Genomic DNA, 22,763 nt, shown 5'->3' with positions numbered 1-22,763 from the left:
ATGGCATATACCCAGGCACACCTCGCGGCCGTCGAGCGCGCGATTGCGCGTGGCGAACGGGTGGTTCGTTACAGCGACCGCACCGTGGAGTATCGGACGGTAGATGAGCTGATCAAGGCCCGCGACCTGATCCGCACCGAACTGTCCCAGTCGGCTGGCCCGCGCTCCCGCGTGGTTCGGCTTTACCATGGGGGTAAGGGCCTGTGAGTGGCCGCTACATCTCCACGCGTTCGGGGCTTCTGGTGCCCGAGCGGATCAAGGCCAGCTATGAGGGTGCCGCGGAAGGTCGGCGCTCCTCTGGCTGGGACGCCCCGGATACGGGCCCCAACAGCCTAATTATGCCGGCCCTTCGCAACCTGCGGTCACGTTCGCGGGCTGCGGTACGCAATGACCCGTATGCGGCCAACGTCATTGATAAACGGGTCAGCAACCTGATTGGCACTGGCATCACGCCGCAGCCACGGTTGCTCGACAAGGCCCTGCGCAAAGCCATGCAGGAGCTGTGGGAGGACTGGGTGGACGAGTCGGACGCCGACGAGCGCACCGACTTCTACGGGCAGCAAGCGCTCGTGGCGCGCACCGTTGAGCAGTCTGGCGAATGTTTCGTGCGCTTGCGGCCACGCCGGCTGGAGGATGGCCTGGCGGTGCCGCTGCAGGTCCAATGTCTCGCGCCGGAGTTCGTGCCACACGATAAATTCGAGGTGACGCGCACCGGCAACACCATCCGTGCCGGTATCGAGTTCAATGGTATTGGCCGCAGGGTGGCTTACTGGTGCTACCGCAACCACCCCAGCGACAAGGCTTCCCTCAACGCCGGTTACAACCCGCTTGTGCGTGTCCCGGCCGATCAGATGCTGCACATCTTCGAGCCGTTGGAGCCTGGCCAATTGCGAGGTGTCCCCCGGCTGGCGCCGATCCTCAAGCGCCTGCGCAGCCTGGACAACTACGACGACGCGGTGCTCTTCCGGCAGGAAGTGGCCAACTTGTTCGCCGGCTTTGTTCGCAAACCGGCGCCGGATGGGCTGGGTGGTCCGCCAATGGACATGATCACCGGCGGAGCGGTTGTTCATGACCGTGATGCCTTCACTCCAATGGTGGCACTGGAACCCGGCACGATGCAGGAGCTGGGGCCGGGCGAGCAGGTCGAGTTCTCCGACCCGCCCGACGGCGGCAACAACTACCCCGACTTTATGCGGCAGCAACTGATGGCTGCCTCCGCTGGCGCGGGTCTGCCTTACGAGCTGATGACCGGCGATATGCGCGGCGTTAACGACCGTGTCATCCGGGTGGTGCTGAACGAGTTTCGCCGCCGCCTGGAGCAGTTGCAGTTCTCGGTCTACGTCCACCAGCTCTGCCGCCCGGTGCGGGCGGCCTGGATGGACATGGCGGTGCTGGCCGGGGCGCTGGACCTGGCGGACTACACCCTGAACCGCCGCCAGTATCTGCGGACGCGGTGGGTGCCACAGGGCTGGGCCTACATCCAGCCCGTTCAGGACGTGCAGGCGCGCATGCTCGAAGTTGCGGCAGGGTTCACCTCGCGCAGCGAGATGTGCCTTCGCTCGGGTACCGACGCTGAGATCGTGGACGAAGAGAACGCTGCCGACATCGCTCGGGCTCATGGCCTGGGCCTCAAATACAACGGCTTGTCGGCAATCGATGACGAGTCGGATGATTCCGACGAGAAGGGGAAAACATGAAAACGTTGATGCCGTTTCGCATCTTCAACAAGGCCAAGGCCCTCCCGCAAGTCGAGGATGGGCATTGGTATTCGATCACCGCAGCGGCTGAGGGTGATGCCGACTCGAAGGTCATCGAGGTATATGTCTACGGCGAGATTGGTGCCTGGGGCATTACTGCCAACCAGTTTATTCAGGACCTCAAGGCGATTGACGATGGCACCTCGCCGATTGTGGTGGCCTTCAACACCAACGGCGGGGACCTGTTCGAGGGGCTTGCCATCCACAACGCGCTGAGCCGTTTGGGCGAACGTTGCACCGGCCGAGTCGATGCCTTGGCCGCGAGCGCAGGCAGCGTGGCAGTCTGCGGCGCTCACCGAGTGGTCATGGCATCGAACGCCATGCTGATGATCCACAACCCTTACACCTGGGTTGGCGGTGATGCCGAGGATCTTCGTCGGGTGGCTGACGTGCTCGATCAGGCCTTCGAGGCAATGATCGCAGCCTACAAGGCCAAGGCTCCGAACATTGATGACGCGGAGCTGCGACGTTTGGTCAATGACGAAAGCTGGCTCACGGCCTCGGAGGCCGTGGCGCTGGGGCTGGCCGATGAGGTCGGGAATGGTGTCAAAGTTCAGGCTTGCCTTGGGCATGGCGCGGCGATGGCGCGTTACCGCAACACCCCGCAAGCGCTGTTGGATCAGCTCAAGGCCGGCAAGGATGTGGTGACCGAGCCGGTTGACCTCGAACCCGAAAGCGACTTTGCGCCCCCTGCGCCGAACGCAAGCGACTCAGCAGCCTTGGCCTTGATGATCACCCAGGCCTGCAGCAAGGCGGGGATCAGCAACCTGGTCGAGCCGCTGATTGCCTCGACCAAGCTCGCGGACGAGGCCACCGTGCAGGCAGCACTAATCCGCGCCAAGTCGGTACGGGACCTCTGCGTTGCAGCCCGCTTGCCGGAGATGACCGCTGAATTCGTCCAGGCCGGCTTAGACGCAACGGCCGTTCGTGCGCGGTTGTTCGACAAATTGGTCGGTGGCGGCAAGGGGTTCGAGATCGACAACAGCCTGCCGCCAGCTGATGACCTGCCTGAGAAAATCCAGGCGAAAGCACCCAACCCCAGCAGCATCTGGGCTGCCCGTCGGCAGGCCACACAACCCCGTCCTGGCCAAGGAGCCTGAACATGAGCAAAACCTATGTGGAACCGGTCCATGCCGGTGAATTCCTGCTTTCTGAGGGCGCAGGCAAGATCTCCCGCGAAGTGATCGAGCTGGCCCCTGGCGATGCCCTGGTGGCTGGTCAGGTGCTCGGGCAGCTCACTGCCAGCGGGCAGTTCACCCCGTACAGCCCTGAAGCCGAGGACGGCAGCGAAACGGCCAAGTGCATCCTGTTTGCTTCTATCGCGTCCTCGGATGTGGTGCGCCGTGGGCGTGCTGTCGTACGCCTGGCAGAAGTGAGCGAAGCATTGCTGACTGGCCTTGATCCTGACGGGGAGAAGTCCTTGGCCGCCCAGTTCATCATTGTTCGCTGATAGCGACCCCTTTCACCCCGGCCCCGCCTTGTGCGGGGCTTTGCATTTTTGGAGTGGCTCATGGCCGATATTGATATTTTTGAAGACAACGCATTCACCGTCCCAGCGCTCACCGCTGCGATCAACGAGCAACCATTCGTACCAGGCCGCCTGGCCGAGCTGGGGCTGTTCGAGGAGGAGGGCGTCACCACGGTGACTGTCCAAGTAGAGAAGGACGGCGAGACCTTGGCGTTGGTGCCATCCGGTGAACGTGGCACCTCGGGGTTGGTGGTCAACGGGAGCAAGCGGATCTTGTTGCCCTTCAACACTGTGCATCTCCCTGAGCGCTTCGCCATCAAGGCGGATGAGATTCAGGGTATCCGTGCTTTCGGTGAGCAAACCGAGCTGCAGGCCGTGCAGGACGTTGTGAACAAGCGTCTGGCGAAGGCTCGTCGCCAGTTGGACGCTACGCATGAGTTTCATCGCATGGGCGCGCTGAACGGCGTTGTTCTGGATGCGGACGGTAGCACCGTGCTGCTCAATATCTATGATCGTTTCGGACTCCAGCCAATCGAGATCGAGATGGAGCTTGGTACCGCAGGTACTGATGTTCGGGTGAAGTGTGTTGACGCACTGGATGCACAGGAGGAGGCGCTGGGGGCGACTACCAGCAGCGGTGCCCGAGCGTTATGCGGCAAGAACTTCTGGCGGGCTCTGATCTCGCATCAGAGCGTTAAGAAGACCTACGAAGGTACGCAATACGCCGCTGCGCTGCGTGCCGATGGTCGCGAAGCATTCGAGTTCGGCGGCATCACCTGGGAACGCTATCGCGGCAAGGTGAGCGGTATTTCCTTCGTGCCGGATGACGAGGCCCGCCTGGTGCCGGAGGGGGTTCCCGGCCTGTGCATCACTCGTTTCGCGCCGGCCGACTATATGGATACGGTCAATACCGAGGGGCTGCCGTACTACAGCCAACTGGAAATGATGCCTTTCAAGAAGGGTGTAGACGGTGAGGCACAGTCAAACCCGCTGCACCTGGTTACTCGCCCTCGCGCCATCATCCGCCTGAAGCGTTGACGATGGCTTTCCGCGATCTGATCGATGACGTGGACGAGGTGGTTTTCGACGTCCTAGCGGATCCGGTGGAAATCGATGGCCGCCCCGTTCTCGGGATGTTCTCGGCGCCCTGGCTGCAGCCTAAGCTCGGCCAGATCAGAACCGCGCTGCGTGAGCCGCACCTGGTCATCCGGGTCGGTGATAACGCGGGTGTCGAGGTGAAGCAACGCGTCGTGATCGATCTACCGCCAGAGGACGGTGGTGGCACCTACATCATCGCCGGCAGTGAGCCTGGAGGCGATGGCCTTATAACGCTGATCTTGAGGAAGGCGGTATGAGTGTTGGTAGCTATCACAAGCGGTCGGCCAGCAGCGGGTTGATCTCGCTGCAGCTGGACGCGCAGGCCCTCAAAGGCTTTCAGGACTTCACCAGGCTGGTTCCCAAAGCGGCCCATGCCGCGCAGCGAAGGGCAATCAACAAGACGCTGCGCTGGCTTCGCACCCACATCGCCCGGGAGGTAGGCCGCCAGGAGCGGATCGCTATCGCGGCGGTGAGGCAGCGGCTAAGGGCGTTCCCGGTGTCCGGGAGCGGTCAGGGCAAACTCTGGTTCGGCATCAACCCCATCGAAGCCAGTCGAGCGGGTAGGCCCCGGCAGAGCCGGACTGGCGTTTCTGTGGCGGGCCGCAAGTACCAGGGCGCGTTCTTCAAGACCGTGTACGGCGGCAATCCGGATATCTGGATCCGTACTGCAAGCAAGCACTTCGATGCGGACAGCTACCCGGATAGCGAGGTATCAGGGGGCGGTGGACGACGTTCTGGTTGGATCTCGGAGAACGACAGTCGCTTCCCGTTGGCCAAGGCGAAGATCTCCCTGGAGGACGTCCGGCCTCACTTCGACGCTTGGACCAATCGCGCGCACGAGCGCCTGGTAGTCGTCATGGAGCAAGAGCTGAACTTTGAGCTGCAAAAGTACCTTCGGAGGTCAGGCAATGGATGAGGATTTCATTCCACTAGGCCAGGTGTACGCGGCCATGGAACAGCACATCAGGGAAGCCATTCCAGGCTTGCAGTATGTCGGGACCATGCCGAGCGGCATCGAGGTCGTCCCACCGCCTGCGGTGGTGCTCGAACTGGCGGGATTCGAAAGTGCCGAAGAAGATCCAGGGACAGGGCAGACGGCGGTTGATGCACGCTTTGAAGCGCGTGTTCTTGTGCCTGGTGAGGAAGACAACTGTCTTCACGTCGCTGCATTTGTAGCGGCACAGTTGGCTGTCCTGCTCCGCATGCAGTCTTGGGGCTTGCCCGTGAGGTTCGCTGAGTTTGTACGGGCCGAGCGCGATTGGAGCAGGCCGGAGCTGGACGGCTTTGCGGTTTGGGTAGTCGAGTGGACTCAGATCATCTACTTGGGCGAGGAAGAGTGGCCGTGGCCCCGAGAGCCCGGCCCGGTGCTGTTCGCCTTTGACCCGGACAGCGGGGAGGGGAAGGAGCAGCACTACCAGCATCCGGAGGCCATGGAATGACTTACGCGACCGCGCAGCATGACCGGATGCTGTCCGACCAGGTGATCAAGGGGTATGTCGTCGCTGTGGATCTGACGGCGGGCAAGCTACGCATGTCGGACGGTACCGACTGGGTCAGTGCCTGGGTGAAGTGGCATGCACTGGCCGCCGGCAAGGCCCGCCATTGGCGGTCGCCAAGCCTGGGGGAGCAGGGCGCGCTGATCAGCCCGAGCGGTGACCCTGCCCAGGGCACGTTTGTGCCGGGGTTGTACGGCAATGCCGGCCCGCAGCCGGACAACCGCGACCATGTCGAGGTGTGGCGTTTCGATGATGGTGGCTCGCTGGTCTACGACTGGGAGGCCAATAGCTACACCATCAAGCTGCCCACGGGCACGGTCACCATCGAGGTCGGCGGCAGCAAGGCGGTTATCACCGACGACACGATCAGCGCCAAGACCACGACGCTGACGGCCGAGGCGCAGGCCGCCAGGGTCAAGGCACCGTCGATCACCCTGGAGGGCAACGTGCTGATCAAGGGCGCGTTACGCGTAACGGGCGATATCAACGGCGGCGGGATGATCATCGACACCGCCGGCAACACGGCAAATCACAAGCACTGACGGCCCGCATCGCGGGCTTTGTCTTATCTGGAGGGCCATATGGCTACTAAAGCGAAAACCGTTTCAACCGACGAGGCCGCCGCCTCGGACGCTGTGGCTGATCCAGCTGCAGCCCCGGCGGTGGCGCAAGTCACCTTCGCCGACACCGTCTACACCTCGCGCTCGCTGTACCTGGCCAAGGGCGAGGACCTGCGCGAGTTCAAGGTGGTGGCCAAGCGCGTCAGCGTGCCGGCCGACGATACCGAGGCGGTGGCGTTCCTGGCTGATCACCCTGAGCTGCAACGCCTGGACGGCTGACCATGATCGGCCTGGATCGCCGCACCGGCGAACCTATCTCGGGCCTCGATCACCTGCGCCAATCCATTGAGGACATTTTGACCACGCCGATTGGCAGCCGCCGCATGCGGCCGGAGTACGGCAGCAAGCTACGGCGTTACGTCGACATGCCGGTCAATGAGGGATGGAAAAGCGCGGTGCAGGCCGAGGTGGCCCGCTCGCTGGGTCGCTGGGAGCCGCGCTTGAGGCTGGAGCGGGTGGTGGTCACCTCGGTGCTTGATGGGCAGATCGGCATGACGCTGACCGGCGAATACCTGGGCAACACCGTCGTGCTGGAGGTAACCGCATGATCGACCTTTCCCTGCTACCCCCGCCCGATGTGGTGGAGAGCGTGGATTTCGAGGAGCTGTATCAGGAAACACTGGGCATCTTCCGCGAGTTCATGAAAGACCAATGGACAGCGGCGCTGGAGTCCGACCCGGTGGTCAAGCTGATGGAGGTCATGGCCTACCGGGAAATGCTCACGCGCGCTCGGGTCAACTCGGCGGCCAAGGCGAGCTTGCTGGCTTTTGCCAAGGGTAACGACCTGGTGAACCGTGCCGCTGACTACGGCGTGGAGAAACTGACCATTCGCCCGGCTGACCCGGATGCGGTGCCGCCGGTTGAGGCGGTGATGGAAGGCGACGAGGCGCTGCGCTACCGCACTCGGCTGTCGCTTGAGGCGCTGTCAGTGGCCGGTAGCAGCGGGGCCTATGAGTATCACGGGCTGAGCGCATCGGCCGAGCTGACCAATGTGTCGGTCGATTCGCCCCGGTTTATCGGTGCGGAATTGACGCCCGCCGTGCGTGCCCAGCTTCCCCCCGGGGCCATTGTGGTGGTCTGCGACTACGACGCTGGCCTGGCCAACCCGCTGCCCGGCGACGTGTCGTTGGCCATCCTGCCCAGCCCCACCAGCACCACGCCGGTGGCCCAGCTGGTGGCTAAGGTCAAAGCCGCCTTGTCGGCCGAGGAAGTACGGCCGATCACCGACCGACCCCGCGTGGCTGCCGGTGTCCCGAGTGAGTTCAAGGTGGAGGCCGAGCTGCAAATCGAGGAAGGGCCAGACCCGGACGTGGTAAAGGCCACGGCGCGGGCTGGCCTGGATGCGGCCATTGCAGAAGCCCGCCGCCTGCAGGGGCAGTTGCCCCTGTCGGCCATCTACGCCGCGTTACACGTAACGGGGATTCGTAGCGTGACCTTGAAGCAGCCAGCGGCCGGGGTGGTGTGTGACAAGCGGCATTACCCCAGCTGCACCTCGATCACGCTGACGTCGAAGGTGGTGACATGAGTCTGTTACCGCACAACGCCACCCAGCTGGAGCGCGCCCTGGAGGCGGCCGCCGACCTTGGCCTTGATCCGGACATTATCCGGGGTGTGGCCGACTCGGCGCGCTGCCCGCCGAACTTCCTGCCCTGGCTGGCCTGGGCATGGAAGGTTGAGGGCTGGGAAGCGGCTTACACCGACGACCAGCGCCGCGCGCTGATCCGCGAGGCGATCCCGATTCACAAGACCAAGGGCACGGTCGGCGCGATTCGGCGTGTGCTTAAGGCGGTTCGGGTCAACGCGGATTACAAGGAATGGCGCGAGATTCCCAACGCGGCGCCGTACACGTTCCAAGTCACGGCCTGGGCCAACGAGAACCGGCCGGGCGAAGGCTCGATCATTTCGCCGCAGCTGGAGGAGCGCTTGCGCGCCTTGGTCGACGCGACGAAGAACGAGCGAAGCCACTACACCTTCCGGCTCGGTGCCCGATTCGACGGCGGTCTGGTCGCGGCCGGGGCCAGTCAGGGCCAACTGCTGCACCGCAAGACGGTGGAGCCTGCGCCCGTTCCGGTTGACCCCTCGGCGCAGGCCCTGCAGTTCGCCAACGTCACCCAGGCGCGGGGGTTGCACCGGCAGACGATGGAAATGCCGGTGGTGCCGATTCCGCTTTCTGAGCAGGCGCTGCAGGTTGCCAGCGTTACCCATGCGCGCGCTGTGACTCGGGGTTATGCCCAGGCGCAGCCCGTCCCGATCCATGCAGCGGCCGCCGTGTTGGCCGCCAATGCGCTGCGTACCCGTATCGTCGTGCGGGGCACGATGGAGGCTGTTTTATGAGTATCCCTTTACAACCGGTGATCACCAAGAAAGGCCTGGCGGCGGTTTGGAATGCCACCAGCACCGGCCTCTCTGCCGAGATCACCCACATCGCGCTCGGTACATCGGGTTACACCCCGACCAACGAGCAAACCGGCTTGCGTAGCCAAGTGGCCAAGTACCCCATTGCCGGTGGCGAGCGGCTGAGCGATAGCCTGATTCACCTCACCGCCATCGCTGATGGCCCGGCCGCGTTCTGGGTGCGTGAAATCGGCTTTCTGTTGGCCGATGGCACGCTGTTGGCGGTCTGGTCGCATGCGACTGATGCGCTGACCTACAAACCGGCCAATACCGACTTGCTGCTGGCTTATGACCTGTCCTTGACGGCGCTGCCGGCGGATAGCGTGACCATCGTCAGCAGCCCGGCGGGCCTGAACCTGTCTTTGGCGGCGCCATTGGCGGCCATGGCCAGTGCCCTGGTCGGTGAGCAGCTGCGCAGCCTGCAGCAGCAAGACCAGATCATCGACCTGGCCCGGCAGCAGCAAAGCACCGCCGAGCAGATGGCACGCCAGGTGGCCAGCCTCACCGAACGCTTGGGCACTGCCGAGTACCGGCACTCGCTCGACCATGAGGGGGCGCTGGCGGTTGGTATTCGTGCTGTCGAGGCGGTGCTGAGCGAGCAACTGCGCAGTCTGGACCTGCAAGACCAAATCGCCTTGCTCACCCGACAGTTGCGGCTGGTGATCGAGCAAGGCGACTGGCGAGACGTGCGCCTGGCAACGGCTGAGCGCCGGCATGAAGTCGACCACGACGGCCTGCGCAGCATGGGCATTGCTGCTGCAGAAGCCACCATTTCCACCCAAACCCAACTAACCAAACTGATCCATGGAGCATAACAACCTATGAGTCTCGAAACTGAAATCGCCGGACTGACCAGCAAAGTCACCGCACTGATCGATTACTTCACCACGGCCAAAACAGCGATTGCTAAGGCAATTTCCGATGCGGTGGCCGCCGCGCCGGCCATCTCGCGCACTTTCTACATCAACCAGCAGACCGGCGACGATAACGCGCTGGGCAACTCGGACACCCCCTTCAAGACCCTCGCCCGAGCCATTGCGGCAACGCCGAGTGGTGGTGTGGGTGATTTCATCCTGCAGAGCGACTACACCCATGGCGAGGCAGCCTCGGTAGGCAGCCGACGCATCATCGTTCGCGGTGACAACGTGGATGCCAACACCCGAAAGCTCATCTTGAATGAGTACTTGGGTGCCAATGGCATGAAGCGGTTTGGTGGGTTCCAGATCAACATGGGCGGTTCGGTTGACTTCGCCGATATGACCGTCTCGCTGCCCGATTCTGCGGGCGGTCTGTCGGCGGCTCAGGACGCTTACTACTCGATGACCTATGCCGGCGGCAGCAAGCTGCCGGGGTTCATTCCGATCAAGCTCTACAACGTGGTGTTTGCCCTGCGCGGCACGTTCACCGGCAAGATCGTTGGCTCTGGCCTCCCCTGCGTGTCGCTGAGTGCGGTGAACTGCACCATTCCTGCGGCGCTTGAGGGTTACCTGGTTCAAGGCGTGACGGCCGGCAAGGACCCGAACACCATTCCTTGGCTGACAACCAACATCACCAAGCTCTAACCCTTCTGAACCTGAGGTCATCATGCGTAAAGACAACCTGAACGTGACGTTCAACGGCAACAACTACAACGGCTTTGAATTCGCTTTGCTGCCGCTCGGTGCAGCACGACTGTGTGCGGCCCAGCAGATCGAAGATGCGGCCGACAATGCCCGTGTCGCTGTGGTCGGCAACTCGCTGCGTGTGGTCGAGTACCAGCTTGCCGAGCAAGAAGCCCAAGCCTTCCAAGCAGCTGGCTTCGAGGGCGAGGTGCCCGCCACCGTCCAGGCGTGGGTCGACGCGGCCGGTCTTGAGCCGCAAGCCGCCGCCGAGAACATCTTGGCCGAGGCTGCCAAGTGGAAAGAGGCCCTTTATGCGATTCGCGCTGCCCGCTTGAAGGGCAAGCTGCAGGCGCTCAAGGCGGCCACTCACGACGAGGCCGAGGCCATTGCCGACGCGGCCATTGCCGCGATCAATGCCAGCGTGGTCGGTGTCGGCAACGCCTGACCCATAACCCGCCTTCCTTGAGCGCCCCGACTGTCGGGGCGTTTTCGTTTCTGCAGGGCCGCCAAGCGCGGCCCTTGTCTTATCTGGAGCCCACATGGCTGGATTCTTTCACGGCGTTACCGTAACGAACGTCGACACCGGCGCGCGCAGCATTGCCCTGCCGTCGTCCTCGATCATTGGCTTGGTCGACACCTTCACCGAGGGCGGTACCGCTACGGCCAAGTACAACGACCTGGTGCTGATCACCAACGAGCGCGAGGCGGTGGCCGCGTTCGGTGAGGCCTCGGCGATCACCAAGGCCTGCCGGGCCATCTACACCCGCGCCAAGGCGGTAATCGTCTGCTGCGGGGTGGCCAAGGCGGTCGACGCGGCGGCACAAACCTCCTCGATCATTGGCGGTGTGCTGGCCAGCGGCAAGCGCACCGGCCTGCAGGCGCTGCTCGACGGCAAGAGCCGTTTCAACGCCCAGCCGCGGCTGATCGTGGCGCCCAAGCACAGTGCCACCCAGGCGGTGGCCACCGCGATGGATGCGCTGGCCGGCAAGCTGCGTGCTATCGGCATCATCGACGGCCCCGGTACCACCGATGAGGCTGCCACGGCCTACGCTAAAAACTTCGGCTCCAAGCGCCTGTTCATGGTCGACCCTGGTGTGCAGATGTGGGACACCACCAGCAACGGCACCGTCGATCAGCCGGGCTCGGCCTGGGTGGCTGGCCTGTTTGCCTGGACTGACACCGAGTACGGTTTCTGGGCCTCGCCGTCCAACAAGGAGTTGGTCGGCATCACCGGCACCACCCGTTCGGTCGAGTACCTGGACGGCGACGACACCTGTCGGGCCAACCTGCTGAACAACGCCAATATCGCGACCATCATCCGCGACGACGGCTACCGCCTGTGGGGCAACCGTACCCTGTCGAGCGATGCCAAGTGGGCCTTCATCACCCGCGTGCGGACCATGGATATCGTCATGGACGCGATCCTGTACGGCCACAAGTGGGCGGTCGACCGCTCGATTACCGCGACCTACATCAAGGACGTGGCCGACGGCCTGCAGGCGTTCATGCGCGACCTCAAGAATCAGGGCGCAATCATCAACTTCGAGGTCTACGCCGACCCGGTGCTCAACACGGCCAGCCAGCTGGAGCAGGGCAAGGTGTACTGGAACATCCGTTTCACCGATGTGCCGCCGGCCGAAAACCCCATTTTCCGCGTCGAGGTCACCAACCAATGGCTGACCGAAGTCCTCAACGCTGCCGCCTAAGGAGCCCCCGACATGGCATTCATTCCCCAAATTCTCGCCAACACCAACCTGTTTGTGGATGGCAAAAGCTTTCAGGGCGATGTGCCCAGCCTGACCCTGCCCAAGCTCGCTCTCAAAATGGAAGAGTTCCGCCCAGGCGGCATGGATATGCCGATTGAGATGGACGTGGGCATGGAGAAGATGGAAGCCAACTTCACCACCACCGGCGTGCGCAAGGACTCCCTCAAGTTCTTTGGCCTGGCCGACGGCAACGCCTTCAACGGTGTTTTCCGTGGCTCGTTCAAGATCCAGAAGGGTGAAACCCTTGCGGTCGTCGTCACCCTGCGCGGCACCCTGAAAGAGCTGGACATGGGCGATTGGAAGGCCGGCGACAAGGCCGAGCTCAAGCACGGCATTGCCGTCACCTACTACAAGCTCGAAGTCGGCGGCGAGGTCATCTACGAGATTGACCCGGTCGGCATGAAGCGTGTCATCAACGGCACCGACCAGCTGGCCAGCCAGCGCGCCGACCTCGGCCTGTAATCCCCTTCTCTCACAACCCTTTCCGTAACAAGGACACCCTTTCATGAGCAAGCCAGCCCCGAAATACCTGACCCTGACCGCTGAAAACGTCACCGTTCGCCTGTCCAAGCCGGCCACCCTGAATGGCGTGGATCAGGCCACCATCACCCTGCGTGCCCCGACTGTGAAGGATATCCGCAGCTCCGGGCAGACCTCGGACGGTGACGAGGAGCAGCGCGAGCTGAACCTGTTTGCCTCGCTGGCCGAGGTCGGCGTCAAGGACCTGGAAGGCCTCACCTACAAGGACTACAACCGCATTTCCACCGGTTACACCTTTCTGGTGCGAGAGGACGAACTGTAATCCGGCGACCCTCAAGCACGCCGCCAAGCGTCTCGCGGCCGAGCTGCATTTCTCGGCCGCTGAAATCATGACCATGTCCTATGCCGACATGGTTTGGTGGCTGACCGATTGAGCTTGCGCAGGGGGTAACCGATGGCAAGCAAGGTAGCGTTATCGCTGGTGATCGGCGGCGCCGTCGCGTCGTCACTCGGTGCCGCGTTCAAGACCGCCGAAAACGGCATCCAGAAGCTGGAAGCCAAGGGCAACAAGGCCAAGGTGCTGAAAAGCACCATTGGCGAAACCATCAAGCTGCGCGAGGAGTGGAAGCGCGCGCACGACAGCGGGGCCGCCGGTGCCGACAAGCTGCAGCGCAAACTGGACACCAACCTGGATGCCTTGCGCAAGCAGGGTATCGAGGTCGGCAGGCTTGGGCGCGAGTATCAGCGCCTAGGCCGCGAGGCGCGGGCCGCCGAGTTGCAGATGAAGGGCCACCAGCAGCTGCAATCCGGTAAGGAATCGCTCAAGTCGAATATCGGCAAGGCGGTGGTGGCCACGGGCATGGCCGCTGTGCCGACGATGATCAGCGCGAACTATCAAGCGGTCATCCGCGACATTGCGATCAAGGCCGACATTGCCAACAAGCCCGAAGAGCAGCAGCTTAGCCGGACGGTGATCGACACGGCCAAAGACACGGGCATGTCGCGCAATGATGTGGCCGACCTGGTCAACCAGCTGGTCGGCGCCGGTATGGAGCTGGACAAGGCGCTGTCGTATGCGCCGGTCGCGGCGAAGTTCGCGGTCGGCCAAGGTGCCTCGGGCGTCGACACCGCGTCGATGATCCAGGCGCTGGAGCAGAACGCCAAAATCAGCGATCCGAAGGTCATGCAGCAGGCGCTGGAGGCTATCGCCTACCAAGGCCAGGCGGGCAGCTTCGAGGCCAGCGACATGGCCAAGTGGTTCCCGCAACTGCTGGCCGGCATGGAAAAGAACGGCATCACCGGGCTGGATGCGGTGACCTCGCTGGGCTCCATGCTGCAGGTCCAGATGAAGACCGCCGGCAGTTCCGACGAAGCGGCGAACAACTTCAAGAACTGGATGGAGAAGATTGGCGCCGGTGATATCAAGAAGGCTTACAGCGATGTGGGCATTGATTATCAGGCGTCACTGAATACCGGCCTGCAGAAGGGCATGAACGTCATTGAGGCGTCCATGGCCCTGGCCATGCGTTACGTCGAGAAGACCGACCCGGCCAAGGCTAAGCAGATCAAGGACGCCCAGGCCAAGATCGACAAGGAGGTCGACCCGGAGAAGGCCAAGGCGGCGCTGGAAGCCCTGGAGAAGACCCTGCGCACCGGCGATATCTTCGCCGACATGCAGGTAAAGGCGGCGCTGACCGCCTACGGGCAGAACCGGGGCTTGTATGAGGAGCTTAAGGCCGACTCCAAGAAGGCCTCGGGCATCCTCGACAAGAACCTGGCCGAGCGTCGTGAAACGTCGGCGCAGCAGTGGGCCGAGCTGGGCCAGGCGGTGGATGACTCCATGCGCAGCATTGGCGATGCCATCCGCCCGGCCACCGACCTGGCGGCGCAGGGGCTGACCAAGGTCGCCCGTGGCATCACCTCGCTGTCGGATCAGTTCCCGTCGATAGCGATGGGTATTGGCGGCATCACAGCGGCAGTGATTGCGTTCATGAGTGCGCGCAGCGCCCTGCGGATCGGCCGGGGGGTGTTCAACATCGCACGCGGCCGGGGCTTGGAAGGCATGGCGGGGCGCATGGGGCGTGCTGAGCGGGCTCCGATCGACCTGCCAAAGACCGGTAACAAGGTGGTCGACACCGGCCTGGGCCTGCTGGGCAAGGTGTTTTCGGCGGGCTCGAAAGCGCCTGGCCAAGCCGATGACCCCGGTGCCGCTGCCAACGACACCCAGCGCGTTTTCGTAGTCAACGCCGATGCTATCGGCGGGATTGGCAGTAGCGTTGCAAATAGCGGCCCTGCAGGGCCTGCAAGGGGTAGTCGTAGAAGTCGGCGCCGGGAGCGACGGCGCGCAGCGCGACAGGGCGCCCCGGCGCGGCCTGCACCGGCTGTCGAGGCCCCCAAGCCGTCCAAGGCTGCCGTGGCCAAGGTGCGACCGCTGCCTGCAGCGTTGTCGGCCCTGACCGCCACTGACGACCTGGGCAAGGTGGCACGCTCGGTGCGGGGCATCACCCGCCTGACCAAGCGTCTGCCTGGGGGCAACATCATGGACGCCGGCACGGCGGCGCTCGATGTCGCGCTGAATGCCAAGAGCCAGGATGAAAAGGCCGAGGGTTACGGCGGCGCCGCCGGCAGCCTGGCGGGCACCCTCGCCGGTGCTGCAGCCGGTGCGGCCATTGGTTCGGTAGTGCCGGTGATCGGTACCGCTGTGGGCGGCGCGGTCGGCGCCGTCCTAGGCGGCATGGGTGGCGAGTCCTTTGGGGGCTGGCTGGGCAAACGCTGGTTCGGTGACGAGCCGGCCGACGATCAAGCCGAGCCGGAATCGCCGCCGGCACTGGGTGAAGCGTTACGCGTAACGGTGATGCCAGCCAAGGAAGTCGAGCCTGAGCCCGTCACGGCTTCGGTCAAGGCTGATCCGGCAGTGTCGTATGACCCGCGCGACCCGGCATCGAAAGACCCGTTCGTGTTGCCGGCACTCGCGGCCGACAAGGTGCGTTTCCCAGGTGCTGATCTGGTGCGGCCACCGGCCAACCCTGAGTCGCCGGCAGCGCCTGCAGCGCGGAAGGCGCAACCCGAGCCGTCGGTGCCCAAACTGGGCGATACGGTGCGGGAGGTGGCCAGTCCGGCGCCGGTGGAGCCAGCAGTGTCGTATGACCCGCGCGACCCAGCGTCGAAAGACCCGTTCCTGCTGCCGGCGTTGACGGCTGGCAAGGTACGGTTCCCCGGTGCTGGTTTGGTGCGGCCGCAGGCCCTACCCGAAGCCCCTGCAGCGCCCGAGGCGCAACCCGAGCCGTCTACGCCGAAGTTGGGCGATACGGTGCGGGAGGCGACCGTACCGGCGCCGATGGAGCCGGCGGTGTCGTATGACCCGCGCGACCCAGCGTCGAAAGACCCGTTCCTTTTGCCGGCGCTGACGGCCAACAAGGTGCGGTTCCCTGGTGCTGGACTGGTTCGTCCGCAAGCCGAGCCCGAGCCGTCGGCGCCCAAACTGGGGGCTGCGGTGCGGGAAGCAGCACCGGCCCCGGTACCGGCCAAGCCCGAGGTGTCGTATGACCCGCGCGACCCTGCATCGAAAGACCCGTTCCTGGTGCCGGCGCTGACGGCCACCAAGGTGCGGTTCCCTGGTGCCGATCTGGTGCGGCCGCAGCCTCAAGCCCTGCCGCCGGCCGGGCTGGGTGATGTGGTGCGGGAGATGGCCAAAGCGGCGCCGCCGGCGCCCAAGCTGCCCGAGGTAGCCCCGGCCGCCAAGGCAGCCGAACCGCCGCCGGCGCCGAAAGTGGACAACACATTCACTTTCGCCCCGAACATGCCGCTCACGGTCCACGGCGATGTTAAAGACCCGAACCAATTGCTGAGCGAAATGGCGAACGGTATGCGCGGGCTGTTTGACGCCTGGCAGCGCGAGGTGGCAGCGCGCACGGCCTCATCCCAGTTGTTCGATCAACCACACGTTTAAGGAGGGCCTATGGCCTACATGGAGCTGCTGGAGTCGTCACTTTCCAGCCTGGTTGCAGCGGGGGAGGCCGGCCGGAAAAGCGCCGACGGCATGCTGGTACCGCTCAACGGTGCTATCAGCAGCATTACCGGTGCCGCGTCCGAACTGGAGAGCATCCCGTTTCTACCGCCCGAGCTGGGCGCCAAGGCAGGCCGATTGGTGCGCAGCATCGGCGTTGCGCAGGCCCGTGTCGGGCAAGTGACGTCGATGTACAGTCGCGCTGTATCGGGCGTCAGTCAGGTGCAAGAACGCCTCGGAACGTTCAAGCAGATGGCCAGCAAGGTGTCGTCGGAGGTCGGCCGGGTGGCTGGCAACATCAGCCCCTCGCTGTCCAACATCCTGCCCAGCGGCGGGCTGTTGGCCTCGGCCACGCCTACGCCGGAGGCTGTGGCGCCGTTCCCGCACCTGCTGATCATCCAGCCGCATGAGCCCAACGCCCAGCCGTATTACTTCAACCTCGGCACGGCCGCGTTTGACGAACTGCGCAGGCAAGCGTCGTTTCGTTGGCAGGGTCAAGAGCGCCTGCGCCGCAGCGTGGCGCAGCAGGCCGTGGGCCTGGGTGAAGAAAAGATCACGCTCAAGGGCGCGATCTTCCCCAACCACAAGGCCGGGCTCAAGCAGCTCAACACCCTGCGCTCCATCGGCCGCAACCTGCGGGCGTTGAACCTGGTAACGGGCTACGGCGAGGTGCTGGGCGACTGGTGCCTGGTCAGCATTGAGGAAGAACAAAGCCACCTGTTGCCGGGCGGCATCCCCCGAAAACAAGGCTTTACCCTGGAGTTTGTGAGCTATGGCAACGACCTGCAGAACGTCTGACGGTGATCTGCTCGATGTGATCTGTCAGCACCATTACGGGCACCTCAACGGCACGGTCGAGGCCGTGCTCGATGCCAACCCGGATCTGGCCCGGCAGGCGCAGCCTTACCGCGCCGGCCTGCTGATCCAGCTGCCGGACCTTCCGGCGCCGGCGGTCGAGCTGCTGCAGCTGTTCGGCTAACCCGCGTTACGCGTAACGAACCCCGCACTGTGCGGGGTTTTGCATTTCTGGAGCCTGCATGAAACCCACGTATCAAATTGTCGCGGATGGCAGCGACATTACCGCGCTGATCAATGATCGCTTGTTGCTGCTACGCACCTCGGACAAGCCCGGCATGGAGTCGGACGAGTTCGAGCTGCGCATTGACGACCGCGACCAGGCCGTTGCGCTGCCGGCGCGCGGTAGCAACGTGGTGGTGATGATGGGCTATGAGGGCCAAGGATTGACCCGTCTGGGGGCCTACACCGTCGACGAGGTGGAGCTGAGCGGGCCGCCCGACACCATCGTGATTCGCGGCAAGGCCAGCGACATGCGCGGCAGCGGCAAGACCGTGCGGAGCGGCAGCTGGGAGAACGTGCCGCTGTCGCAGATCGTTGGCGAAATCGCCAAGCGCAACGGCTGGGAGGTGTCTTGCCCGGTCGACACCAAGGTCGAGCGCGTCGACCAGCGCAACGAGTCGGATTACAACTTTGTCACCCGCCTGGCCAAGCAGTACGACTGCACCGCCAAGGTGGCCGAAAGCAAGCTGCTGGTCATGCCGCGCCAAGGCGGGCAAAGCACCACCGGCAAGGCGCTGGCGGTCATCACCATCAACAAGACGGACGTTTCCCGCTACCAGTTCCGCCTCGGTGATCGCAACTCACAGAAGGCGGTGAGGACCCAGCACCAAGACCCGAAGACCGGCAAGTTGCAGGTGGTCGAGCTGGCCAACGACGAGTCGCCGGACGGCCTGCCGCCGGTGCACACCGACCGTCACGTCTACCCCAACAAAACCGCCGCCCAGCAGGCCGCCAAGGCGCGCCTGGCTGCGTTCAATCGCAGCACCGCCGGCGTGCGGCTGGAAATGCCCGGCCGCACCGACCTGTTTGCCGAACGCTCGATCAACGCCCAGGGCTTCAAGCCGGGGCTCGATGGCGAGTACCTGGTGGACGGGGTCGAGCAGGTATTCACCCAGGCCGGCTGGACTACGACCGTCGAGTGCAACGGCGGCAAGAAGGGCAAGGCCAAGGCCTCGGGCAAGAAAAAGAAAGACACCAAGCCGCTCAAGGTTGAGCAGCTGTAACCCCACGGCCGCACGCGGCCATCACTGGAGAAACCAATGGCTATCTCAGTTCAACAGCTGCAACAGATCCTCCCCAACGCCGGCCGCAAAGCCGGCGTTTTTGTTCCCGGCCTCAACGCAACAATGGGCAAGTACTCAATCGTCACCCCTCGGCGTATGGCTGCGTTCCTTGCGCAAGTTGGCCATGAGTCGGGCCAGCTGCTGTATGTGCGAGAGCTCGGTAACGATGCCTACTTGGCCAAGTACGACACCGGACGGCTGGCGGAGCGCCTCGGCAACACCCCGGCGGCTGATGGCGATGGCCAGCGGTACCGTGGCCGTGGGCTTATTCAGATCACCGGCCGCGTCAACTACGAGGCCTGCAGCGAAGCGCTGTTCGGTGACAGTCGCTTGCTCAACACCCCAGACCTGCTCGAGCAGCCCGTCTACGCCTCACTGTCAGCCGGCTGGTACTGGCAGCGGGCAGGGCTTAATAGCCTGGCTGACAAGGTGCTGCATGCCGATGACTCGGTGTTCGAGTCGATTACTCGCCGTATCAACGGCGGCCTGAATGGGTTGAAGGATCGCCAGGCGCTCTACAAGCGTGCGCTCGAGGTGCTGCAGTAATGTCGCTGAATTGGCGTGTTGCACTTCTGGCTGTTGCGGTCGGGCTCTATGCCGGCGGGCGAGGGGCCTGGGTGTGGCAGGCCAGCGAGTACGGAAAACAGCTGGCTGAACAGGCTGCAGGTTACGTCCAGCAGCTGGCGGATAAGGATCGGGCTCACGGTCGTGAGCGTGAGGAGGCTGCTGCGGCGGCCCTGAAGCAGTTGGCGGAGCAGAAAACTCAGCGACAAGCCCTGGAAGATCGCCTGCAGGAGCAGGGCAAAACACATTGGAAGGAAATGAACGATGCACAACAGACTCAAGATCGCCTTCGTGACAGGCTGGCTACTGCTGACTTGCGGCTGTCAGTCCTTGTCGACTCCGGAGCCTTTGCCGCCCCGGGTGGTGACGGTGGGGTGCGAGAAGCCGCCGGCACCGGAAGCCTGGTACATGGCGCCGTCCGCGCCCAACTTGACAGAGCGCATGCTCAACGAATTGTCGCCATCACGGACGAAGGCGACCGGGGGCTGATCGCGCTGCAGGCCTGCCAGTCCTACGTCCGCGAAGTCATTCAGTAGTAAAGAGGCGAGCCGGGACGGATGCGTCAACATCCAGCCCGGCCCACCGAACCCGCAGACCCTTCCTGCAAGTCCAGCCGTGGCCTCTGCCTTGTGCACAAAGCGCGGTGAGCCTAACACCTGTCTATCTATACAGTAAAGACTTGCAAACCTATGACCTCTCCAATCATTCCCTGGATGGGTGGCAAACGCCGCCTGGCCGACCGCTTGATCCCCCTCTTTCCCCCACACAAATGCTATGTCGAAGTCTTTGCAGGCGGCGCCGCGTTGTTCTTCATGCGTCCCCAGCCCGCCCCGGTAGAGGTGCTGAACGATCTCAATGGTGACCTAGTCACCCTCTACCGCGTTGTGCAGAACCACCTAGAGGAGTTCGTGCGCCAGTTCAAGTGGGCGCTCAGCTCCCGACAGATCTTCGAGTGGCAGAAGATGACGCGCCCTGAAACCTTGACCGATATCCAGCGAGCTGCGCGGTTCTTCTACCTGCAGCAGCACGCCTTCGGCGGCAAGGTTACCGGGCAAACGTTCGGTACCGCTACCACAGGGCCAGCCATCAACCTACTGCGCATTGAGGAAAACCTGTCTGCCGCGTGGCAGCGTCTAGCCGGCACCTACGTCGAGAACCTGTCTTGGCTCGCCTGCGCCGAGCGCTACGACCGCCCGCATACTTTCTTCTACATGGATCCTCCGTACTGGCAGACTGTCGGCTATGGAATGGATTTCCCGTTCGAAGAGTACGAACGTATGGCCGACTTCATGCGGCGGTGCAAGGGCAGGGTGATGGTCAGCATCAACGACCACCCTGACATTCGGCGGGCATTCGATGGGTTCCACTTTGAGCGCTTGGATATCCGCTACAGCACTACTAATCAGCGCGAGTGCAAGGCGGAGGTGACCAGCGAGCTGGTTATTATGAACTGGCAGACGGCATCCCTTGGTGGCTTGTTCTGAAGCTATGAAGTGATTGAAATAACCGATGCGGCCACAGATCTGCGTCGATCTCCAGTTCTGCCCACCGCTGGCCAGTCCCGTGATCACACCAAATTTTCATGTGCTGGATGTCGGAACGGAGCAGTACCGTTCCATGACAGCGCCTGCGCGTGTATCAGGAAGGAAAGTGCGCCACGGTGCTAGCAATGCGGGGGCTTGAGAGGGAGTTTCAATTGCGTGTGCTGTTGAACTATGCTGTCTCCGTGCTGGCTCTGCTAAAGTGGCGTTTCGCCTATAAGGATAGAAATGGAAATAGGTTGGCGTAAGGTGGTGGCGCTACCTTTAGCTGGTTTAGTACTGGTTGGCCAGGCCGTAATTGGCTATGTCACAGAAAATGGAAAGCTCCCTGACTGGATGCCAGAAAAGTTGTCTTGGCTCGGTAGCCTACTAGCCGTTGAACTAAAATGTCGCTGTGGGTTCTTGTCCTTATCGTTGTGGGTATGGGTATTGTCGGATGGTGGATTTTAAAGAGCCAACTACTCGCAGCTAAGCGGCGGGAGGAACGCTTGAGTTTGATCGGTAATGAGCTGGCTATTTGTAAGAAACAAGTGTCCGCTATGGCGGAAGAGAATAACGAATTGACACGCCAATTGGATGTGCAAAGTTTCCAGAGGGTTGAGCAAAGACAGAGTGAGCCGGCGTTCGATGTCCAATCAATCGAGTTTCGTGTTCTTGCGGCGATCACAGCTGGAATCAATCACAGCCAGGCTACTACATTGTTTTACATTAGAAGTACCTTGAATACATCAAATGTAGAAGCGCACGCAGCTATTGATGTCTTGTCAGCGTTAGATCTAGTATCGTCTAGTATTACTGGTAAGGGGCGAATCTATAAATTGACAGCTAAAGGTCGAAAATATATTGTGAGCGTGCTTAAGGGATAACTGTTTGATTGGCTCTTCTTTAGTTGAGTTGTAGGTGGGCATGAAGGAAGTAATATACAATTTTCAAGATGATCTTGGTGGGTTGTTTCGAGAACTCATCCTGGGGTTGGCGGCGCATGAAATTGGTATTGGGTTCATGCGAGGGAGTCCTAATAACCATGTCAGTGTACAGTTGGCTCACGGGGCGGTATCTGAGCCTGTATCGATAACTGCCTTGATTGAGAAAGAGGCTACAGTTCGGAGAGGTGCAGTTGAGTTATTTCAGAATAAAGCCATTGCGCGATGGAGTGACCTGCTTAGCGCATTGTATCGAGAGGCAGTAGGTAAGCATCTCAGGAGAGAGCGAAATTTCTCGGCGCTAAAGTCGGTGCGTGTTAAGTATGACTTTGGAAGCGCCATTGATCTCGTGAGTCAAATACAAGATTCGATTGGGCACGACTTCGACTTTTCTGATTACAAAACCCGAGCCGCCGCAGTGAAAGACATTTTTGGCTTCGAGGAAGTGGGCGGTGAATTGGCCATGATAAAAAAACATGTAGAAATCCGTAATGCGATCCAGCACCACGGAGGGCGAGTACATGAAGGTGCACTTAGAATACTCGGGCTAGGAGCGTTGGATGTGGTAAACGAAAATGGAGATAGGGTTAAGCTGAGTTTAGGTGATAGTATAGATATAAGTGTCATGGAAGTTGATTTGTTGAAGTCTGCGTTGTATGTGGTTAGTAACTATATGGAGGCTAAATGTGAGGATTAAACTGGAAGTGTTGTCGCGTAGGGCTGTAGAAGGAAAAAGTATTTTCGATGCTGCGCAAATGATTCCGTCTAATTTTGCAGTTAATCCCTATGTAGTTATTTCCATGTGCGTTAGTGGTGGCGCTGACTATATTTGTGGTGCTTGCTCTGTTGTCCTGGCGGAGGGAGTTCTAAGAGGTAATATTGCAGGTTTGGTTTTGCGGTGTCCTAAG

Annotated in this window: 28 protein-coding genes; all 28 read left to right on the top strand. The window is 62.2% G+C overall.

Features of this window, described 5'->3' with window-relative positions:
• The 28 genes from EGJ22_RS01010 (at position 1) to EGJ22_RS00870 (ending at position 22,552) form a co-directional block, all read left to right on the top strand.
• Positions 1-207 (top strand): phage head-tail joining protein, encoded by a 207-nt coding sequence (locus EGJ22_RS01010; RefSeq protein ID WP_010953942.1) that lies wholly within the window; start codon positions 1-3, stop codon positions 205-207.
• Positions 204-1,697: a phage portal protein gene (locus EGJ22_RS01005; protein WP_125920084.1), complete on the top strand. Its 1,494-nt coding sequence runs from the start codon at positions 204-206 to the stop codon at positions 1,695-1,697. The genes EGJ22_RS01010 and EGJ22_RS01005 overlap by 4 nt, the downstream gene beginning before the upstream one ends.
• A complete protein-coding gene (locus EGJ22_RS01000) occupies positions 1,694-2,857 on the top strand; it encodes a head maturation protease, ClpP-related (protein WP_125920083.1) in 1,164 nt (387 codons plus the stop codon). Before EGJ22_RS01005 ends, EGJ22_RS01000 begins: the two co-directional genes overlap by 4 nt.
• 2 nt (positions 2,858-2,859) lie before the next feature.
• Positions 2,860-3,207 (top strand): head decoration protein, encoded by a 348-nt coding sequence (locus tag EGJ22_RS00995; protein WP_125920082.1) that lies wholly within the window; start codon positions 2,860-2,862, stop codon positions 3,205-3,207.
• Positions 3,208-3,267: 60 nt separating this feature from the next.
• Positions 3,268-4,263: a major capsid protein gene (locus EGJ22_RS00990; protein ID WP_125920081.1), complete on the top strand. Its 996-nt coding sequence runs from the start codon at positions 3,268-3,270 to the stop codon at positions 4,261-4,263.
• Positions 4,264-4,265: 2 nt separating this feature from the next.
• A complete protein-coding gene (locus EGJ22_RS00985) occupies positions 4,266-4,580 on the top strand; it encodes a hypothetical protein (RefSeq protein WP_125920080.1) in 315 nt (104 codons plus the stop codon).
• On the top strand, positions 4,577-5,239 hold the full coding sequence (locus EGJ22_RS00980; RefSeq protein ID WP_125920079.1) for a hypothetical protein: 663 nt from the start codon (positions 4,577-4,579) through the stop codon (positions 5,237-5,239). Before EGJ22_RS00985 ends, EGJ22_RS00980 begins: the two co-directional genes overlap by 4 nt.
• Entirely contained in the window at positions 5,232-5,762 is a 531-nt protein-coding gene (locus tag EGJ22_RS00975) for a hypothetical protein (RefSeq protein WP_125920078.1), read from the top strand. The genes EGJ22_RS00980 and EGJ22_RS00975 overlap by 8 nt, the downstream gene beginning before the upstream one ends.
• Positions 5,759-6,361 (top strand): phage baseplate assembly protein V, encoded by a 603-nt coding sequence (locus tag EGJ22_RS00970; RefSeq protein ID WP_125920077.1) that lies wholly within the window; start codon positions 5,759-5,761, stop codon positions 6,359-6,361. The genes EGJ22_RS00975 and EGJ22_RS00970 overlap by 4 nt, the downstream gene beginning before the upstream one ends.
• A gap of 39 nt (positions 6,362-6,400) precedes the next feature.
• Entirely contained in the window at positions 6,401-6,658 is a 258-nt protein-coding gene (locus tag EGJ22_RS00965; RefSeq protein WP_125920076.1) for a hypothetical protein, read from the top strand.
• Between the two features lie 2 nt (positions 6,659-6,660).
• A complete protein-coding gene (locus tag EGJ22_RS00960; RefSeq protein WP_125920075.1) occupies positions 6,661-6,987 on the top strand; it encodes a GPW/gp25 family protein in 327 nt (108 codons plus the stop codon).
• Positions 6,984-7,964 (top strand): baseplate J/gp47 family protein, encoded by a 981-nt coding sequence (locus tag EGJ22_RS00955; RefSeq protein ID WP_125920074.1) that lies wholly within the window; start codon positions 6,984-6,986, stop codon positions 7,962-7,964. The genes EGJ22_RS00960 and EGJ22_RS00955 overlap by 4 nt, the downstream gene beginning before the upstream one ends.
• On the top strand, positions 7,961-8,773 hold the full coding sequence (locus tag EGJ22_RS00950; RefSeq protein ID WP_125920073.1) for a phage tail protein I: 813 nt from the start codon (positions 7,961-7,963) through the stop codon (positions 8,771-8,773). The genes EGJ22_RS00955 and EGJ22_RS00950 overlap by 4 nt, the downstream gene beginning before the upstream one ends.
• Positions 8,770-9,648: a phage tail protein gene (locus tag EGJ22_RS00945; protein ID WP_256671525.1), complete on the top strand. Its 879-nt coding sequence runs from the start codon at positions 8,770-8,772 to the stop codon at positions 9,646-9,648. The genes EGJ22_RS00950 and EGJ22_RS00945 overlap by 4 nt, the downstream gene beginning before the upstream one ends.
• 6 nt (positions 9,649-9,654) lie before the next feature.
• The gene (locus EGJ22_RS00940; RefSeq protein ID WP_125920072.1) at positions 9,655-10,395 is read left to right on the top strand and encodes a hypothetical protein; all 741 of its coding nucleotides are present in this window, start codon (positions 9,655-9,657) and stop codon (positions 10,393-10,395) included.
• 22 nt (positions 10,396-10,417) lie between these two features.
• On the top strand, positions 10,418-10,879 hold the full coding sequence (locus EGJ22_RS00935; protein ID WP_125920071.1) for a hypothetical protein: 462 nt from the start codon (positions 10,418-10,420) through the stop codon (positions 10,877-10,879).
• 94 nt (positions 10,880-10,973) lie between these two features.
• Positions 10,974-12,140 carry a phage tail sheath family protein gene (locus tag EGJ22_RS00930; RefSeq protein ID WP_125920070.1) on the top strand — a complete coding sequence of 389 codons (1,167 nt, stop codon included), beginning with the start codon at positions 10,974-10,976 and terminating at the stop codon, positions 12,138-12,140.
• Between the two features lie 12 nt (positions 12,141-12,152).
• Positions 12,153-12,662 carry a phage major tail tube protein gene (locus tag EGJ22_RS00925; protein WP_125920069.1) on the top strand — a complete coding sequence of 170 codons (510 nt, stop codon included), beginning with the start codon at positions 12,153-12,155 and terminating at the stop codon, positions 12,660-12,662.
• Positions 12,663-12,705: 43 nt separating this feature from the next.
• A complete protein-coding gene (locus tag EGJ22_RS00920) occupies positions 12,706-13,002 on the top strand; it encodes a phage tail assembly protein (RefSeq protein WP_125920068.1) in 297 nt (98 codons plus the stop codon).
• 132 nt (positions 13,003-13,134) lie between these two features.
• On the top strand, positions 13,135-16,629 hold the full coding sequence (locus EGJ22_RS00910; protein WP_125920066.1) for a phage tail tape measure protein: 3,495 nt from the start codon (positions 13,135-13,137) through the stop codon (positions 16,627-16,629).
• 9 nt (positions 16,630-16,638) lie between these two features.
• Positions 16,639-17,484: a phage tail protein gene (locus EGJ22_RS00905; protein WP_125920065.1), complete on the top strand. Its 846-nt coding sequence runs from the start codon at positions 16,639-16,641 to the stop codon at positions 17,482-17,484.
• Positions 17,459-17,665 (top strand): tail protein X, encoded by a 207-nt coding sequence (locus tag EGJ22_RS00900; protein ID WP_060494983.1) that lies wholly within the window; start codon positions 17,459-17,461, stop codon positions 17,663-17,665. The genes EGJ22_RS00905 and EGJ22_RS00900 overlap by 26 nt, the downstream gene beginning before the upstream one ends.
• A 58-nt stretch (positions 17,666-17,723) precedes the next feature.
• The gene (locus EGJ22_RS00895; protein ID WP_125920064.1) at positions 17,724-18,767 is read left to right on the top strand and encodes a phage late control D family protein; all 1,044 of its coding nucleotides are present in this window, start codon (positions 17,724-17,726) and stop codon (positions 18,765-18,767) included.
• A gap of 36 nt (positions 18,768-18,803) precedes the next feature.
• Positions 18,804-19,373 carry a glycoside hydrolase family 19 protein gene (locus tag EGJ22_RS00890; protein WP_125920063.1) on the top strand — a complete coding sequence of 190 codons (570 nt, stop codon included), beginning with the start codon at positions 18,804-18,806 and terminating at the stop codon, positions 19,371-19,373.
• Positions 19,373-19,927 carry a lysis system i-spanin subunit Rz gene (locus EGJ22_RS00885; protein WP_125920062.1) on the top strand — a complete coding sequence of 185 codons (555 nt, stop codon included), beginning with the start codon at positions 19,373-19,375 and terminating at the stop codon, positions 19,925-19,927. The genes EGJ22_RS00890 and EGJ22_RS00885 overlap by 1 nt, the downstream gene beginning before the upstream one ends.
• Before the next feature lie 153 nt (positions 19,928-20,080).
• Positions 20,081-20,875 carry a DNA adenine methylase gene (locus tag EGJ22_RS00880; protein WP_125920061.1) on the top strand — a complete coding sequence of 265 codons (795 nt, stop codon included), beginning with the start codon at positions 20,081-20,083 and terminating at the stop codon, positions 20,873-20,875.
• A gap of 443 nt (positions 20,876-21,318) precedes the next feature.
• Positions 21,319-21,798 carry a hypothetical protein gene (locus EGJ22_RS00875; protein WP_125920060.1) on the top strand — a complete coding sequence of 160 codons (480 nt, stop codon included), beginning with the start codon at positions 21,319-21,321 and terminating at the stop codon, positions 21,796-21,798.
• 40 nt (positions 21,799-21,838) lie between these two features.
• Positions 21,839-22,552: a hypothetical protein gene (locus tag EGJ22_RS00870; RefSeq protein ID WP_125920059.1), complete on the top strand. Its 714-nt coding sequence runs from the start codon at positions 21,839-21,841 to the stop codon at positions 22,550-22,552.
• Positions 22,553-22,763: the final 211 nt, after the last annotated feature.

Origin of the sequence: Pseudomonas sp. p99-361 (assembly GCF_003935475.1) — a bacterium.
GTDB classification, from domain to species: domain Bacteria; phylum Pseudomonadota; class Gammaproteobacteria; order Pseudomonadales; family Pseudomonadaceae; genus Aquipseudomonas; species Aquipseudomonas juntendi.
Note: the sequence above shows the minus strand (reverse complement) of the source record. Positions and strands in the feature narration are given on the sequence as shown.

What these genes read in the sequence shown, in the direction of transcription:
- EGJ22_RS01010 (WP_010953942.1), top strand. Translation starts at nt 1, where the DNA reads ATGGCATATACCCAGGCACACCTCGCGGCCGTCGAGCGCGCGATTGCG.
- EGJ22_RS01000 (WP_125920083.1), top strand. Translation starts at nt 1,694, where the DNA reads ATGAAAACGTTGATGCCGTTTCGCATCTTCAACAAGGCCAAGGCCCTC.
- EGJ22_RS00995 (WP_125920082.1), top strand. Translation starts at nt 2,860, where the DNA reads ATGAGCAAAACCTATGTGGAACCGGTCCATGCCGGTGAATTCCTGCTT.
- EGJ22_RS00990 (WP_125920081.1), top strand. Translation starts at nt 3,268, where the DNA reads ATGGCCGATATTGATATTTTTGAAGACAACGCATTCACCGTCCCAGCG.
- EGJ22_RS00985 (WP_125920080.1), top strand. Translation starts at nt 4,266, where the DNA reads ATGGCTTTCCGCGATCTGATCGATGACGTGGACGAGGTGGTTTTCGAC.
- EGJ22_RS00980 (WP_125920079.1), top strand. Translation starts at nt 4,577, where the DNA reads ATGAGTGTTGGTAGCTATCACAAGCGGTCGGCCAGCAGCGGGTTGATC.
- EGJ22_RS00975 (WP_125920078.1), top strand. Translation starts at nt 5,232, where the DNA reads ATGGATGAGGATTTCATTCCACTAGGCCAGGTGTACGCGGCCATGGAA.
- EGJ22_RS00970 (WP_125920077.1), top strand. Translation starts at nt 5,759, where the DNA reads ATGACTTACGCGACCGCGCAGCATGACCGGATGCTGTCCGACCAGGTG.
- EGJ22_RS00965 (WP_125920076.1), top strand. Translation starts at nt 6,401, where the DNA reads ATGGCTACTAAAGCGAAAACCGTTTCAACCGACGAGGCCGCCGCCTCG.
- EGJ22_RS00960 (WP_125920075.1), top strand. Translation starts at nt 6,661, where the DNA reads ATGATCGGCCTGGATCGCCGCACCGGCGAACCTATCTCGGGCCTCGAT.
- EGJ22_RS00955 (WP_125920074.1), top strand. Translation starts at nt 6,984, where the DNA reads ATGATCGACCTTTCCCTGCTACCCCCGCCCGATGTGGTGGAGAGCGTG.
- EGJ22_RS00950 (WP_125920073.1), top strand. Translation starts at nt 7,961, where the DNA reads ATGAGTCTGTTACCGCACAACGCCACCCAGCTGGAGCGCGCCCTGGAG.
- EGJ22_RS00945 (WP_256671525.1), top strand. Translation starts at nt 8,770, where the DNA reads ATGAGTATCCCTTTACAACCGGTGATCACCAAGAAAGGCCTGGCGGCG.
- EGJ22_RS00940 (WP_125920072.1), top strand. Translation starts at nt 9,655, where the DNA reads ATGAGTCTCGAAACTGAAATCGCCGGACTGACCAGCAAAGTCACCGCA.
- EGJ22_RS00935 (WP_125920071.1), top strand. Translation starts at nt 10,418, where the DNA reads ATGCGTAAAGACAACCTGAACGTGACGTTCAACGGCAACAACTACAAC.
- EGJ22_RS00930 (WP_125920070.1), top strand. Translation starts at nt 10,974, where the DNA reads ATGGCTGGATTCTTTCACGGCGTTACCGTAACGAACGTCGACACCGGC.
- EGJ22_RS00925 (WP_125920069.1), top strand. Translation starts at nt 12,153, where the DNA reads ATGGCATTCATTCCCCAAATTCTCGCCAACACCAACCTGTTTGTGGAT.
- EGJ22_RS00920 (WP_125920068.1), top strand. Translation starts at nt 12,706, where the DNA reads ATGAGCAAGCCAGCCCCGAAATACCTGACCCTGACCGCTGAAAACGTC.
- EGJ22_RS00910 (WP_125920066.1), top strand. Translation starts at nt 13,135, where the DNA reads ATGGCAAGCAAGGTAGCGTTATCGCTGGTGATCGGCGGCGCCGTCGCG.
- EGJ22_RS00905 (WP_125920065.1), top strand. Translation starts at nt 16,639, where the DNA reads ATGGCCTACATGGAGCTGCTGGAGTCGTCACTTTCCAGCCTGGTTGCA.
- EGJ22_RS00900 (WP_060494983.1), top strand. Translation starts at nt 17,459, where the DNA reads ATGGCAACGACCTGCAGAACGTCTGACGGTGATCTGCTCGATGTGATC.
- EGJ22_RS00895 (WP_125920064.1), top strand. Translation starts at nt 17,724, where the DNA reads ATGAAACCCACGTATCAAATTGTCGCGGATGGCAGCGACATTACCGCG.
- EGJ22_RS00890 (WP_125920063.1), top strand. Translation starts at nt 18,804, where the DNA reads ATGGCTATCTCAGTTCAACAGCTGCAACAGATCCTCCCCAACGCCGGC.
- EGJ22_RS00885 (WP_125920062.1), top strand. Translation starts at nt 19,373, where the DNA reads ATGTCGCTGAATTGGCGTGTTGCACTTCTGGCTGTTGCGGTCGGGCTC.
- EGJ22_RS00880 (WP_125920061.1), top strand. Translation starts at nt 20,081, where the DNA reads ATGACCTCTCCAATCATTCCCTGGATGGGTGGCAAACGCCGCCTGGCC.
- EGJ22_RS00875 (WP_125920060.1), top strand. Translation starts at nt 21,319, where the DNA reads ATGTCGCTGTGGGTTCTTGTCCTTATCGTTGTGGGTATGGGTATTGTC.
- EGJ22_RS00870 (WP_125920059.1), top strand. Translation starts at nt 21,839, where the DNA reads ATGAAGGAAGTAATATACAATTTTCAAGATGATCTTGGTGGGTTGTTT.